At 31.2% G+C, this 15,588-nt stretch carries 11 protein-coding genes, 1 tRNA gene and 1 pseudogene; 8 read left to right on the forward strand and 5 right to left on the reverse strand.

The genetic code is table 11. The annotated features are described in order from the left end of the window. Together FVF61_RS14295 and FVF61_RS14300 are read left to right on the forward strand one after the other, a co-directional pair. The coding region (locus tag FVF61_RS14295; protein WP_233586666.1) for a T9SS type B sorting domain-containing protein at positions 1-2,503 on the forward strand (2,503 nt) is incomplete at its 5' end. Between the two features lie 67 nt (positions 2,504-2,570). Continuing rightward, entirely contained in the window at positions 2,571-4,412 is a 1,842-nt protein-coding gene (locus tag FVF61_RS14300) for a T9SS type B sorting domain-containing protein (protein WP_233586669.1), read from the forward strand. A gap of 58 nt (positions 4,413-4,470) precedes the next feature. Here FVF61_RS14300 and FVF61_RS03135 read toward each other — a convergent pair whose 3' ends face one another. Both FVF61_RS03135 and FVF61_RS14240 read right to left on the reverse strand, forming a co-directional pair. Then, on the reverse strand, positions 4,471-6,006 hold the full coding sequence (locus FVF61_RS03135) for an OmpP1/FadL family transporter (protein ID WP_148453200.1): 1,536 nt from the start codon (positions 6,004-6,006) through the stop codon (positions 4,471-4,473). 30 nt (positions 6,007-6,036) lie between these two features. Continuing rightward, positions 6,037-7,062 (reverse strand): hypothetical protein, encoded by a 1,026-nt coding sequence (locus tag FVF61_RS14240; RefSeq protein ID WP_199757261.1) that lies wholly within the window; start codon positions 7,060-7,062, stop codon positions 6,037-6,039. Between the two features lie 100 nt (positions 7,063-7,162). On the opposite strand from FVF61_RS14240, the pseudogene FVF61_RS03145 reads away from it, so the two are divergent. The 3 genes and pseudogenes from FVF61_RS03145 to rpsT all read left to right on the forward strand — a co-directional run bounded on the left by FVF61_RS03145 (position 7,163) and on the right by rpsT (position 9,210). Further along, positions 7,163-8,709: pseudogene (locus tag FVF61_RS03145) on the forward strand (His/Gly/Thr/Pro-type tRNA ligase C-terminal domain-containing protein). Between the two features lie 150 nt (positions 8,710-8,859). Next, a tRNA-Glu gene (locus FVF61_RS03150) sits at positions 8,860-8,931 on the forward strand. Between the two features lie 27 nt (positions 8,932-8,958). Next, positions 8,959-9,210, forward strand: coding sequence for a 30S ribosomal protein S20 (gene rpsT, locus FVF61_RS03155; protein WP_148453203.1), 252 nt, complete (start codon positions 8,959-8,961; stop codon positions 9,208-9,210). A gap of 137 nt (positions 9,211-9,347) precedes the next feature. Here the strand turns inward: rpsT and rho are convergent, their stop codons facing one another. Next, positions 9,348-11,000: a transcription termination factor Rho gene (rho, locus tag FVF61_RS03160; protein WP_148453206.1), complete on the reverse strand. Its 1,653-nt coding sequence runs from the start codon at positions 10,998-11,000 to the stop codon at positions 9,348-9,350. A gap of 196 nt (positions 11,001-11,196) precedes the next feature. Between rho and FVF61_RS03165 the strand changes: the two genes are divergently transcribed. Then, a complete protein-coding gene (locus FVF61_RS03165; RefSeq protein WP_148453209.1) occupies positions 11,197-11,607 on the forward strand; it encodes a DUF4293 domain-containing protein in 411 nt (136 codons plus the stop codon). A 59-nt stretch (positions 11,608-11,666) separates the two neighbouring features. On the opposite strand, the gene FVF61_RS03170 is transcribed toward FVF61_RS03165, so the two are convergent. Further along, positions 11,667-12,161, reverse strand: coding sequence for a metallophosphoesterase family protein (locus FVF61_RS03170; RefSeq protein ID WP_148453212.1), 495 nt, complete (start codon positions 12,159-12,161; stop codon positions 11,667-11,669). Between the two features lie 108 nt (positions 12,162-12,269). On the opposite strand from FVF61_RS03170, the gene truA reads away from it, so the two are divergent. Then, positions 12,270-13,019, forward strand: a complete 750-nt coding sequence (gene truA, locus FVF61_RS03175; RefSeq protein ID WP_148453215.1) for a tRNA pseudouridine(38-40) synthase TruA — start codon at positions 12,270-12,272, stop codon at positions 13,017-13,019. A 27-nt stretch (positions 13,020-13,046) separates the two neighbouring features. After that, positions 13,047-14,810, forward strand: a complete 1,764-nt coding sequence (locus FVF61_RS03180) for an ABC transporter ATP-binding protein (RefSeq protein ID WP_148453218.1) — start codon at positions 13,047-13,049, stop codon at positions 14,808-14,810. On the opposite strand, the gene FVF61_RS03185 is transcribed toward FVF61_RS03180, so the two are convergent. Further along, the gene (locus FVF61_RS03185) at positions 14,803-15,588 is read right to left on the reverse strand and encodes a DUF3667 domain-containing protein (RefSeq protein WP_148453221.1); all 786 of its coding nucleotides are present in this window, start codon (positions 15,586-15,588) and stop codon (positions 14,803-14,805) included. The two genes, FVF61_RS03180 and FVF61_RS03185, sit on opposite strands and share 8 nt — an antisense overlap.

The raw sequence follows: 15,588 nt of genomic DNA on the forward strand, positions 1-15,588 counted from the left end.
TGGCACAATACCATTGGTAGATGCACCTACAGATGTTACTATGTGTGATAGTTATACACTACCAGCATTAACAAATGGAACATATTATACTGGAGCAGGAGGTACAGGATCAATGCTAAATGCAGGAGATTTAATAACAAGTACTCAAACAATTTATGTGTATGCTGAAACAGGAACAACACCTAACTGTTTTGCTGAAAATAGTTTTGATGTTACCATTAACCCAATGCCAACCATTGTGCCACCAACACCTTTTGTTGTTTGTGACGATACGGTAATCGATGGTGTTACGGAGATGGATTTAACTGTTAAAGACAATGAGATTTCTGGTGGAAACACTAATTATATAGTAACTTATTATAATAGTTTAACTGCAGCTCAAGCAGGAATGCCTGAAGTAATGCCATCTTCTTCAGCATATATAGGAACAGATGGAGAGGTGGTTTATGTTAGAGTTGAAGATTCAAATACAGGCTGTTTTGATACGACTACCTTGACTTTAAATGTATTAACAGGACCTCCTGTTGCTACACCTACTCCACTATATGACTGTGATGTAGATAATGATAATTTAGGAACCTTTGATTTATCACCAGTTAGAGATGATATTTTAGCGACAGATCCTACTTTAATTGTTACCTTTCATTTAACACTTCAAAATGCATTGGATGATGTTAATCCTCAAGGAGATTCGTTATCTAATGTTGCAGGACAAATTATTTATGTAAGAGTTGAATTTGGAACTGGACTTGATTGTGCAACTATTGTTGAGTTACAGCTTATTGTTGAGCCAGCACCAGAAATTCCAGACAACATTAGTCCTTATGTAATTTGTGATGATGATTTAGATGGCATGGCAACATTTAATTTAACCACTATGGATGCTACTATCTATGGTACACAAAATCCTGCTGATTTTGTATTGACTTACCATGAGTCATTGGCTGATGCTGAAGCTATTCCAGGTGTGAACCCAATTATTGAACCTGACTTGTCAAATTATGTTTCTGGAAATACAACAATATATGTGCGTTTAGAAGGTTTAAATGGCTGTATAAATGTAGGTCAATTTGATTTGATTGTAAATCCAATACCACAAATCCCTGCTGAAGCACAAGACGGAATTTATGAAATTTGTGATGATTCTTCAGATAATGATGGTTATGCAGTTTTTGATTTAACAACCCAAAACGATGGCCTAACTGGTGGAGATGCAACATTTGATGTAAATTATTATGAGACTATGGCAGACATTCCTAATAACCCAATTTCAGATTACACTGCTTATAATAATGTGTCTATAGGAGGTTTACCACACAATCCACAAACAATATTTGTAACTGTAACCGAAACAGCTAGTGGAAGCAGTTGTTATTCTGTAACCAGTTTAACGTTAATTGTCAATACTTTACCAACACCTAATGATGTTTTACCAGATTTAACAGTTTGTGATGATAATAATCCTGGCGATTTGCAAGAAGAATTTGATTTGACTCAAAATGAAGGATTAATGTTAAATGATTTTGATGAAATGGTTACGTATCATGAAACACTTGATGATGCTGAATCTGGAGATAACGCAATTAATAACGCTACAGCATATACTAATATATCATCACCACAAACAATATATGTTCGTGTTACAAATACTGGAGATCCTAATGATGCATCAGATGATGGAACAGGATGTTATGCTATTGTAACTTTCGATTTAATTGTCGACCCACTTCCTGTATTTAATATAGACGATTTTTACACTATCTGTATTAATCTAAATGGTACTGAGGTTATTGGTAATCCTACCATCGATACAGAATTAAGTTCTAGTTTATATACTTTTGAATGGATTGAAGATGGAGACCCATCAACCATTTTAAGTACAGATTCATTTTTTATGCCAACAGTTGAGGGTAATTATACAGTTACTGTAACAGATATTAATAGTGGTTGTTCGAGCTCAGACTCTACAGTTGTTCAGTTAAGTTCACCTCCAATGGTTACAGCAACTGTAGCCACTGAAGCTTTTGCTAATAACCATATTATTGTGGTAACAGCAACAGGAGATGGAGCTGCTTTATTTGAGTTTAGTATAGATAATGGACCTTGGGTAAGTAATGAACCAAATTCAAATACCTATACATTCTCTAATGTGCCATTTGGAGAACATGTCATTCAAGCTAGAGATATCAATGGTTGTGGTATTGCAAGCGATATGGTTCTGGTTATGGATTACCCATTATTCTTTACTCCTAATAATGATGGCTATAATGATACCTGGCAAATTTTCGGAATTGAAAACCAATTCGATGCTAAAATATTTATTTACGATCGGTATGGTAAATTACTAAAACAACTAAGTCCTACTGGACCAGGTTGGGATGGTACGTATAATGGCGAATTATTACCTTCAAGCGATTATTGGTTTACCATCGATTATAGAGAACTAGGAGAAAGTGATGGCGCTCAAAAACAATTTAGGGCACACTTTAGTTTAAAAAGATAAAGAAAAGAATTATAAAAGATTAAATTTGTAATAGAATTGCTATTTTCAGATTTAATCTTTTATGTTTTTGTTTAGAAAAGTATATCTATTAATTATATTCTTTTGTTTGGTCTATTTTAATATTTTTAGCCAAACTGGAGGTGCAAATTATTGTGCAGATGCAGAACCAATTTGTAGTTCTGCTGAGTTTTCTTTTGCAAATACTTCCAATGGTTCTAGTGCTGAAATTGGCCCAGATTATGGTTGTTTATTAACACAACCAAATCCAGCATGGTTTTTTTTACAGATAGGCCTAAGTGGCAATATAAATCTAATAATAGAACAAAGTAGTTCGCTAGGAGGGAGTCCAAATTTAGATGTCGACTTTATCCTTTATGGCCCATTTATAAATGCTGAAGATGCTTGTAGTACTAGTTTAACTGCGTCTAACACAATAGACTGTAGTTATTCACCAAATGGTATTGAAGATGCTAATATTCCTAATGCAATCTCTGGGCAATACTATTTACTTCTTGTAACTAATTTTTCAGGTCAACCAGGGTTTATCAGTATACAGCAATTAACAGGAACTGGTTCAACAAACTGTTCAATATTAGAATCTTTTAAAGCTTGTGATGGAGATTCATTTGCTCTAGATGCAACGACCCCAAATGCAGCCAGTTATTTATGGTTTGTTGAAGATGTTACTAATTTAGGAAGTTTTATTTTAATAAATGGGGCAAATTCAGCAACTTATAATGTATTCGATTCTAAAACGTATAGAGCAAATGCATTAGACAGCACTGGAGCATTAATTCAGCTTTACGAGTTTAATGTAGAGTTTTTAGATACACCTATTTTTCCAACAAGTATTCAACCATATATAATATGTGATTATTATGAAGACAATGATGGAGTTGGAGAATTTGATTTAAATACTAAAACTTCAGAAATTTTAAATGGATTAGATCCTATCTTATATTCAGTTACATTTTATGAGAATGATGCTGATGCACAGATGGATGAAAATCCATTATCAAATATATATCATAATTCAAATAACCCTGAAACTATTTATGCACGAATAGACAATATAGCTTCTGTAGTAATTGAGTGTTTTGATATTGGATCATTCGAAATAGGAGTTAATTTGTTGCCAGAAATAAGTTTAAATGACACCTATTATATATGTATTAATAAAAATGGAACTGAAGTAATAAATAATCCTGTTATAGATACTGGTTTAAATGACGAGGAATTTACTTTTGAGTGGATTGAAACAAGTAATCCATCAATTATTTTATCAACACAATCTATTTTCGAACCAATTCAAGGTGGATCTTACTCAGTAATTGTTATCAATAATTTAACAGGTTGTATCAATTCTGCAACTGCAACAGTTTTAGAAAGTTCACCACCCAATATATCTGCTACTGTGATTTCAGAGGCTTTTGCAGATAATCATATTGTAGAAGTAACTACAACAGGAGAAGGTTCTGCGTTATTTGAATTTAGTATAGATAATGGACCTTGGGTGAGTAACGAGCCAAATACTAACACTTATACATTCTCTCATATATCTTTTGGAGAGCATGTCATTCAAGCAAGAGATATCAATGGTTGTGGTGTCGCTAGTGAAATTGTTTTAATAATGGATTACCCTCTAATCTTTACACCAAATAACGATGGCTATAATGATACTTGGCAAATATTTGGAATTGAAAATCAATACGATGCTATTATTTACATTTTTGATCAATATGGAAAGTTGCTTAAGCAATTAAGTCCAACAGGACCAGGGTGGGATGGAACTTATAATGGTGAATTCCTGCCAGAAAGCGATTATTGGTTTGTAGTTAAATATCGCGAGTTAGGAGAAAGTGCAAGCACACAGAAACAATTCAGGGCTCATTTTAGCTTAAAAAGATAGAAAACAAAAAAGCTCAGATTTATATTAATCTTCATATTATTCGTAAATACGTTTCGAGTTATAGATTAAATCCTACAGTAAACGTAACATTAGTTAATCTAGAATCAATTGAGGCAACACTTGGAAAGCCAGAATTATTATATAATTTATATTCAGCAGATTGTTTTGCTTGGTCGAAAGCCATATCTAATTTAAAATTTCCGAAACTATAACCTAATCCTAAAGAATAACCCTTCAGATCGCTAAGCGTTGTTTCATCTTTATAAGGGCTTTCTTCAAATCTATAACCACCTCTAAAGCTTAATTGTTTCAATCTTATTTCTGCACCAACTTTATAAGTTGAGGCTGTAGTTAGTAGATTATTTATTGCATTATTTTGATTTGAAAAATACGAATCTGAAGTAGGTTTAAATTTAGTGTTACTATAATCTTTTAAAGAATAATCAAAACTAATTAAACCATATTCTCCAAAAATATAAGCTAAACTACCAGTAAATTTACCAGGAGATTGAATATTATATGAAGGGTAAATATTTATAATTCTAGAAATATATCCTATTTCTGGATCTGCAATGTTAGAATCTATATTCTGAATTAACTCTTCTTCTATTCTATACCATGTTGGCGAATTGTAAGTTAAACCTAATCTTAAATCGTTAGTGATTTTAGTAATAGCTCCTAGCTGAAAAGAAAAACCTGAGCCAAATGTAGAAAGCCAGTTCTCGAAAATAATATTTTTTGCTAAGGAATCTGGGTCGTTGTTAGTTTCATAGAAACTAGTAAACTTATCATAATTAATAAAATGTGTGTTTAAATTAACTCCTAAATATATTCGGTCTTTAAATGCTGTTGAAAAATTTAAGGAAAACTTACCATTATAACCAGAAGATGCATAATAATATTCCTGATAAAAAGAAGAAGCAGGAGCAGTATTCGAAAAATAGTTTGTTTCATCATCATTAGTGTTATTATCTAAATTAACTGGATCAATAATTCCTGCCCAATAACCTAAAAACACTTGTTGTACTGGGTAGCCATAATTTGGACTAGAACCTATATCTGCATAAGCCTCTTCAATATACTCACCAGGTTGTAGTTTTAGAACACCAAACGGAATTGCTTGATTTTCTGTAATATCTAAAAAATATCGATCTATTGAAGTGGTATTATTTCCATTTGCAAACCAATCGTTGTTATAATTTTGAACTTTGTCATATGCAGCACTAAATGCAAATTTTGACCAGTTTGAATTGCTGTTAGAATTATTAAAAACAAAAGCTGCTCCAGCCTGATTTAAATCTAAATTCGATTCTTTAGACGTATTAAATCCATTAAAATATTGTACTTCATTTTTAATGTTATTATTTGAAAGAGACATTGAAATGTGGCTGACATTAAAAATAGAAGAACCAGCAGGGTTTATACTAACGGCACTCATGTCTCCGCCAAGAGCACCAAAAGCACCACTTAACGCTCTGAATCTAGCAGTTCCTTGTAACTCGTCATTGGTATATCTTAATGCATCTGAAACGTCTTGAGCATATAAATTAGATATAGATATAACACTTATGAATAGTAAGATTAACTTTTTCATACATCAATATTTTTCTTTTTTGTATTTTTTTTATCTACCTCTTCCTCTACTTCCTCCACCAGAGCTTCTTCCTCCACCTGAATAAGAAGGGGAACTAGATCTACTAGGGGAATATGATCTAGAAGAATTGCTTCTAGGAGTTGAATTTGTTCTAGGGCTTACCGTATTATTAGAGTTTGTGTTTGATCTAGGTTTTGTAGTCGTTCTAGGCCTAGGAGTAGATGTAGTACCAACTTCTGGTCTTGTTGTAGTTCTCGGTCTAGAAGTTGTTGTAGAATTATTTGAAGTTGATGTTCTAGGTCTTGTTGTTGTTCTTGTGCTTAGTGAAGAATTTGTTGTATTGCTTCTTCCTCTAGTAGATGAATAGCCTAAACTTGAACTGTTATATCTAGTTCTGCCATTATAAGCATTAGAATTTCTATATCCATAATAATTATCACCATAATAGTTTCCTCTTCTACTAGAGCTATAAGCTAAACCTCTTCCTCCATATGCGTAACTTCCGTAATAGCCACCATAATATCCACCACCATAATAACCTCCGTAATAGCCACCGTAATAAGGGTAAGGAAACCAAGGATTATAATAACCCCAGCCATATCCATAATAAGGATAAAAACCACCATAATAATAAGGGTAATACCAAGGGTTATAACCCCAACCATAATTAAACCCAGTACTTATAGTAATAGAAATATCATTGTTATCTTCTCCCCATCCAGCATAACTATTATACTCAGTGTCTAATGAGTCTTGAGCTACAGCATATTCTCCCTCATAATCATCGACATCAGTAAATATTTCATTTTCCTCTTCTTCAGGTAATTGATAATCATAAGATTTTTCTTTGAAATAATTTTTATAATAGATTTGGCTTTCAGTTATAGGGTTTGTTTCTGTAGCTTCTTCATGATATTCAACAGTTGTTTCAGAATTATAAATACCATCATTATCTTGAGTTGCATTTTGTGAAGAACCACAAGATGCTAAAACAAGTAATAAGCCAAATACAGCTGCAAATGGTGTTTTTTTGAAAAAGGAGTTATTATTTTGCATATCTCTTAAATTTAATTGTTGAACATAACAAAAATAGTTAGTTTTGCTGAACTATTTTTATATTTAACATAGGTGCAATATTTGTGCCAAAAACCTGTATATGAGCAAAAAACTTACAAGTAGAGCTGAGGATTATTCTAAATGGTATAACGAACTTGTTGTAAAAGCAGACCTTGCGGAAAATTCTGCAGTTAGAGGTTGTATGGTAATAAAACCTTATGGTTTTGCTATTTGGGAAAAAATGCAAGCTGAATTAGATAGAATGTTTAAAGAAACAGGTCATCAAAATGCCTATTTTCCTTTATTTGTTCCTAAAAGTTTATTTGAAGCAGAAGAGAAAAATGCAGAAGGATTTGCGAAAGAATGTGCTATTGTTACACATTATAGATTACAAAATGATCCAGATAATCCTGGGAAATTACGTGTAGATCCTGAAGCTAAACTTGAAGAAGAACTTATTGTAAGACCAACAAGTGAAGCCATTATTTGGAACACATANTCGGTGGTCGCCGTATCATTAAAAAAATTGTAAGACCAACAAGTGAAGCCATTATTTGGAACACATATAAAGGTTGGATACAGTCTTATAGAGATTTACCTTTACTAATTAATCAATGGGCAAATGTAGTTCGTTGGGAAATGCGTACTCGTTTATTTTTACGTACAGCCGAATTTTTGTGGCAAGAAGGACATACGGCTCACGAAACAAAAGCTGAAGCCATACATGAAGCAGAATTAATGAATAATGTGTATGCAACTTTTGCTGAAAATTTTATGGCTATTCCAGTCATAAAAGGAATTAAAACAGCAAGTGAACGATTTGCAGGTGCAGTAGAAACTTATTGTATAGAAGCTTTGATGCAGGATGGTAAAGCATTACAAGCAGGTACATCTCATTTTTTAGGTCAAAATTTTGCTAAAGCTTTTGATGTAAAGTTTACTTCCAAAGAAGGCATACAAGATTATGTTTGGGCTACTTCTTGGGGAGTTTCTACAAGACTTATGGGAGCATTAATAATGACTCATAGTGATGATTACGGATTGGTTTTGCCTCCTAATTTAGCACCAAATCAAGTTGTAATAGTGCCAATCTATAAAAATGACGAGCAATTTGAAGAAATAACTAAAATTGCCAATCTAATGATGAGCGATTTAAGAGCAAAACATATTTCTGTTAAATTTGATAATAGAACAACTATACGTCCAGGTGCAAAATTTGCACAACACGAATTACAAGGTGTACCATTAAGAATTGCAATAGGACCAAAAGATTTAGAAAATGGTACCGTAGAGTTAGCTAGAAGAGATACTCTAACAAAAGAAGTTATAGCTTTAGATAGTTTGACTTCTAAAGTTGAAAGTTTAATGATTGAAATTCAAAATACACTTTATAAAAAAGCTTTAGACTTTAGAAACTCTCACATTACTTTAGTTGATGATTTTGAGGAATTTAAAACTGTTTTAGAATCAAAAGGAGGTTTTATATCAGCACATTGGGATGGAACAGAAGAGACAGAATCTAAAATAAAGGAGCTTACAAAAGCAACAATTAGATGTATTCCAGTGGATGAAAAGGATGAAAAAGGTATTTGTGTGCTTACTGGAAACCCTTCAAAACGTAGAGTATTGTTTGCAAAAGCCTATTAATTAATTTTTTTTTAAAAAAATATTATTTAGGTGTTGCAACATTTAAAAATAGTTGTATTTTTGCATCCGCAATGGAAACATTGTTAGTTATTTTGAAATGTATTGCAAGTTTAAATATATAGTTATATATTTGCGCACTCAAAACCAAATGGCCCGTTCGTCTATCGGCTAGGACGCCAGGTTTTCATCCTGGTAAGAGGGGTTCGATTCCCCTACGGGCTACAATTTTTATAAAAGAAAGATAATATAATGGCAAATCATAAGTCAGCATTAAAAAGAATTAGAAGTAACGAAGCTAAACGTTTAAGAAACAAATATCAGCATAAGACAACACGTAATGCTATTAAGAAATTAAGGGAATTAGAATCTAAAACAGAAGCTGAAACAATGTTTCCTACAATAGTTTCTATGATAGATAAATTAGCTAAAAAGAATATTATTCATAATAATAAAGCATCTAATTTAAAAGCTAGCTTGTCTAAGCACGTTGCATCTTTATAAGCTACATATTATATAAAATATTTAAAAAGCCTTTCAATTTTAATTGAAAGGCTTTTTTTATGTCACATTATTTAAAATTATAATATAAAAAAACCTTGATAAGCTATCAAGGTTTTTTTATTAAAAGAGGGTTTAAATTATCCGTTCATGGATATTAAAAATTCTTCATTATTTCTTGTTTGTTTGAATCTATCATTTATAAATTCCATAGCTTCTACAGGATTCATATCTGCTAAATACTTACGCATAACCCACATTCTTTGAATGGTATTTTCATCTAATAATAAGTCATCACGTCTAGTACTTGAAGAAGTAAGGTCTATAGCAGGGAAAATTCTACGATTAGATATTTTTCTATCTAATTGTAATTCCATATTTCCTGTTCCTTTAAATTCTTCAAAGATAACTTCATCCATTTTAGATCCAGTTTCAGTTAGAGCTGTTGCAATAATAGTTAAAGAGCCACCATTTTCAATATTTCTAGCAGCACCAAAGAAACGCTTTGGTTTGTGTAAAGCATTTGCATCCACACCACCACTTAATATTTTTCCAGATGCAGGTTGCACTGTATTGTATGCTCTAGCTAGACGTGTTATTGAATCTAATAATATAACTACATCATGTCCACATTCTACAAGTCGTTTAGCTTTTTCTAATACGATGTCGGCTATTTTTACATGTTCATGAGCTTCTTTATCGAAAGTTGAAGCAATTACTTCACCACGTACATTACGTTGCATGTCTGTAACTTCTTCTGGACGTTCATCAATAAGAAGTATCATTTGATATACTTCGGGATGGTTTGCTGCAATTGCATTAGCAACATCCTTTAATAACATGGTTTTACCAGTTTTAGGCTGTGAGACTATCATACCACGTTGTCCTTTTCCAATTGGTGAAAATAAGTCCATAATTCTAGTAGAAATTGTGCTTTGTCTTTCAGCTAAATTAAATTTTTCTTGAGGAAAAAGTGGCGTTAAATGTTCGAAAGATACTCTGTCTCTAACCACATCTGGGCTTTGACCATTAATCTTATTTACTTTAATTAAAGGGAAATATTTTTCTCCTTCTTTAGGAGGTCTCACATTTCCAAGAACTGTGTCTCCTTTTTTTAACCCAAATAATCTAATCTGAGATTGCGAGACATAAATATCATCAGGAGATGATAAGTAATTGTAATCTGATGAACGTAAAAAACCATATCCATCTTGCATGACGTCTAAAACACCTTCACTTTCAATAATGGCATCAAATTCAAAATCTGGCTCTCGATACCTATTTCTAGTATCTTTGTTTCCATTTGAATTGCCCTGATTTTGTTTTTTATTTTGGTTCGGATTTTTATTTTCTCTTTTTTGACGATTTTGATTGTCGTTTTTAGAATGAGTTTTTTTCTCATCCTTACTCTCATCTTTGCTTTTGTTTTCAGTATTCTGATTAGAATTTGAAGGGTTCGTAGATTGAGGTTTTTGATTTTCAGATTTAGGAGTTTCGGCCTTAGGAGTTTCAGTTTTTACATTTTGAGTTTGTTTTTGTTCTGATTTTTGATTCTCTCTTGCTGGCCTTTGTACTCTTTGTCTAGGCTTTTTGTCTTGTTGTTTTGGAGCTTCTTTTTTTGGCTCTTCTTTAACAACTTCTTTTACTGCTTTTGGGTTGGCAGCTTGTTGATCTAGTATTTGATACACCAAATCTAATTTTTTTAAAGAACGATACTTCGAAACGTTCAATTTACTAGCTATCTCCTGTAACTCAGGAAGCTTCATTTCTTTTAATTGTGAGATTTCAAACATGGATGTTGAATTGAATATTTGTATTAAATATTTAAATTGATTTTTTCTGAAAAAAATTGATTTTATTCTGAAGAATTAATAGCTTACAACTGTGATAGTTGTAATTTATTAATGCAATTATACAACTTTATTTTATTTATTTAAGTTAATTTTTAAAAAGAAACTATTATTTTTGTGCCTTTAAATTGAATAATTAATGCTTCAAAGAATTCAAACTATATATTTATTAATTGCTGCCGGAGTTTCTGGAGGACTTATTTATGTGTTCGAATTATGGACAACTCCTGAAAATGTAAAAATATATGCAGTAGATGTAAATTATATTTTTGCTTTGTTTCTGGTGTCAGCATTCATTTCAATACTATCTATTTCAAGATTTAAACATAGAAAATCTCAATTTATGTTGGGACGACTAAACATAATATTAAACTTTTTTTTACTAGGATTATTTGTGTATCAATCTCTAAATTTATCTGGAGAAACTGTAGTTTCAGAGAAAGGTATTGGGATTTTTCTTCCTATTATTTCTATCGTGTTTTTGGCATTAGCCAATAAAGCCATTAAGAAGGATGAAGATCTCGTAAAATCTGTAGATCGATTAAGATAAGCCTATCATCTTAGTAGTATTAGTGCGTTAACCCAAGGTGAAGACCTTGGGTTTTTTTATTACCTGTTTTCAAATTCAATAACTTCTAAGTCTTTAATATTGTTGTCATCGATTATAAATCGAAGCATGGTTCTAACTTTATGAAACCCATATTTTCCAACAGCACCAGGATTCATATGCAATAAGTTTAATTTCTTATCAGGCATTACTTTTAGAATATGAGAATGGCCACAGATAAATAAATCTGGTGGGTTCTTTCTTAAAGCTTCCCTAATTCTAATATCATATCTATTTGGATATCCTCCAATATGTGTTATCCAAACATCTATACCTTCACACTTAAATCTATTGTTTTCTGGAAATTCTGCTCTAGCGTCCTGACTATCAATATTTCCAAAAACAGCTTTTAATGGTTTTATATTCTTTATTTGGTTAGTTACGTTTAAATCTCCTATATCTCCTGCATGCCAAACTTCATCTGCTTGTTTAACATGTTTAATAATAGCATTATCTATATAGCCATGAGTGTCAGAGAGGAGAAGGATTTTTTTCATAGTGGCTTTCCAAGAAAGTAAGAATCTCTTTTATTATTTAACTTTTATTTGAAATTCAAAGAAGGATTAAAATTCTATCTTTGCTTTTCACAAAAATAGCATTTTCACTTGAGATATTTTTTAGAGCTTTCATATAATGGAAAAGGGTATCATGGTTGGCAAAGTCAACCCAATGCTATCTCTGTTCAAGAAGTTATTGAAAAATCCTTATCCACGCTTTTAAATAAACCAATTGCTATTGTTGGTGCAGGAAGAACAGATGCTGGAGTACATGCTAAGCAAATGTTTGCACATTTTGAAACAGATATAGCATTTGAAGTTGAAGATTTAATTTATAAGCTCAATTCTTTTTTACCTAAAGATATTGCCGTTTTGGATATTTTTAAAGTTATGCCTGACGCTCATGCCAGATTTGATGCTATAAGTAGAGCTTATCTATATAGAATATCACTATCTAAAGATGTTTTTAATTATGATGCTTCTTATTATTTAAAGCAGAGTTTAGATGTCTTTAAAATGAAAGAAGCATCGAAAATATTATTAGAATATAAAGATTTTCAATGTTTTTCTAAAAGTCAAACAGATGTAAACACTTATAATTGTGATATTGTATATGCAGATTGGCATCTAATTGAAAATGAATTGCAATTTCATATTAAAGCAGATAGGTTTTTAAGAAATATGGTAAGAGCTATTGTTGGAACATTAATAAATATAGGTTTAGGGAAATTAGATGTTGAAGATTTACACTCTATTATAAAATCTAAAAATAGAAGCGAAGCTGGTTTTTCTGTTCCAGCACATGGTTTGTATTTAATAGAAGTTTTATATCCTAATACAATTAAAATAACTGAATAATAAAAAAAAAATCAGTAGAAAAAATATATGAGTAAAATAGACTCCATTTTTGAAATAGAATTATCTAAAAAACTGTTGAAGTTTATTAAACCATATAAACATGTTTTTTTTGGAGTCCTTACAGCAGTTATTTTACTAGCAATTTTTGGTGCGTTAAGGCCATATATTTTACAACAAGCAATTGATAAAAATATTGTTACCAAAACTATTGAAGGGTTTTTACCATATATATATCTAATGGCAGGACTGCTTTTTGCTGAAGTTGTTTGTCAATTACTATTTATATATTATTCAGGATATTTAGGACAAAGTGTGGTGAAAGATATTCGTGTTAAGCTGTTTGATCACATGATTCGTTTTAGAATGAAATACTTCGATAATTCTTCTGTTGGAGTGTTAATAACTAGAGCTGTAACAGATATGGAACGAATAGCAGATGTATTTGGTGAAGGTCTTTTTATGATTTTTAGAGATTTACTTACCATGATAGTAGTTTCATTAGTAATGTTATATATGAACTGGGAATTAAGTTTGATTGTATTTTTAATGTTACCATTAGTTTTATATGCTACTAGGCTATTTCAAAAATATATGAAACGTGCCTTCGAAGAAGTAAGAACTGAAGTATCCAATCTCAATTCTTTTGTTCAAGAACGTTTAACTGGAATGAAAATTCTTCAATTGTTTACAAGAGAAGATACAGAGTATAAAAAGTTTAAAGAAATAAATAATAGACATAAAAAAGGCTGGCTAAAAACGGTTTGGTATAACTCTATTTTCTTTCCAATTGCCGAATTATCTTCTTCAATTACAATTGGTCTTATTGCATGGTATGGTGGATTAAATACAGTAATTGATCAAACAGCATCATTAGGAGACTTAACAGCTTTTATAATGATGATTCCTATGTTGTTTAGACCACTTCGTCAAATTGCTGATAAGTTTAATACGCTTCAAATGGGAATGGTTGCGGCAAAAAGAGTTTTTAGAGTGTTAGATACAACATCTCAAATCGATGATATTGGAACTCAGGTAGCTTCTCATTTTAAAGGACATATTTCATTTAAGGATGTTCATTTTAGTTATGTAGAAGATGAAGAAGTTTTAAAAGGAATTTCATTTGAAGTAAATGCAGGCGAAACAGTTGCTATTGTTGGAGCTACTGGAGCTGGAAAATCTACTATTATTAATTTATTGAATCGGTTTTACGATATCAATCAAGGTGTTATTTGTATAGATGATTTCAATATTAAAAAATTTACTCTCAAGTCATTACGAGCACAAATTGCTATTGTATTACAAGATGTGTTTTTGTTTGCTGATACAATTTTTAATAACATTAGTTTAAATAATCCAGATATTTTAATTGAAGATGTTGAGCAAGCTGCAAAAGATATTGGAATTCATGATTTTATTATGAGTCTTCCAAATGGATACCATTATAATGTTAAGGAAAGAGGCGCTATGTTATCATCTGGACAAAGACAATTAATTTCGTTTTTAAGAGCTTATGTAACCAATCCAAGTATTTTGGTTTTAGATGAAGCGACTTCTTCAGTCGATTCTTATTCTGAGCAACTTATACAAAATGCTACTGCTAAAATTACCAAAGATAGAACGTCCATTGTTATTGCTCACAGATTAGCTACCATAAAAAAAGCTGATAAAATAATTGTGATGGATGCTGGGCAAATTGTTGAAATAGGCACACATAAAGAACTTCTTAAAAAGCAAAATGGCTACTATAAGAATTTGTACGAAGTGCAATTTTTAAAGGAAGAAATTATGTAGGTTTTACTGCTTTAGCAAACTCAGCAAAACCACCATAATATATAATCATAATTAATATTAATAATATAACTAAGATTATGTATAATGCAAAGCCTACAATAAAAAATAATAAGGTTTTTAAAACAATACCTTTTAGACTTAAATCAAAAACACGTTTTAAACAATAAGCTGAAAAACCTATTTGAAACATTATAGTGTATAAAGTTATATTTCCCATAGTAAAACCTAAAGCCAGAGCAATAAGTGTTGGCAGAATCATTGCCAAAGAATTTTGCGAAAGGATATAAAGAAACATCACTAGATGCTCAGTATAATTATATTTTTTTTTGTTGAAGAACACAATTTTAGATACCAAAGCATATAATGGAATAAATGACATGAGTACTATTGATTGATACTCAAACATATTCTTCATCCATTTATTAGACATTTGAGCTTGGCCTTCAGCAACAAAGTCAGTAAGATCTAATCCTTCTGGGAAAAATTTAGAGATAAAAAACATTTGCAACCCTGCAAGTGTAATGGTTATAGCAAAGAAGCTTATTGGATTTACATATTTTTTTCTGGTGCCATCAATATAAGATCCAATAACATCTTCGGGTTTTGTAAAAAGGCAAATAAATGTTTGTAGAAATTTATTATCGTAATTTAGAAATTGTTCACTAAAATTTTCAAATAGATTTGAAATAGTAAGTCTGTTTTTAATTATTTTCCCACCACAGTTTTTGCAATATAAATCTGTATCAGTTAAATTAGTTTTACAGTTCTTACAAGTCAT

This window comes from Xanthomarina maritima (assembly GCF_008084905.1).
GTDB lineage: Bacteria > Bacteroidota > Bacteroidia > Flavobacteriales > Flavobacteriaceae > Xanthomarina > Xanthomarina maritima.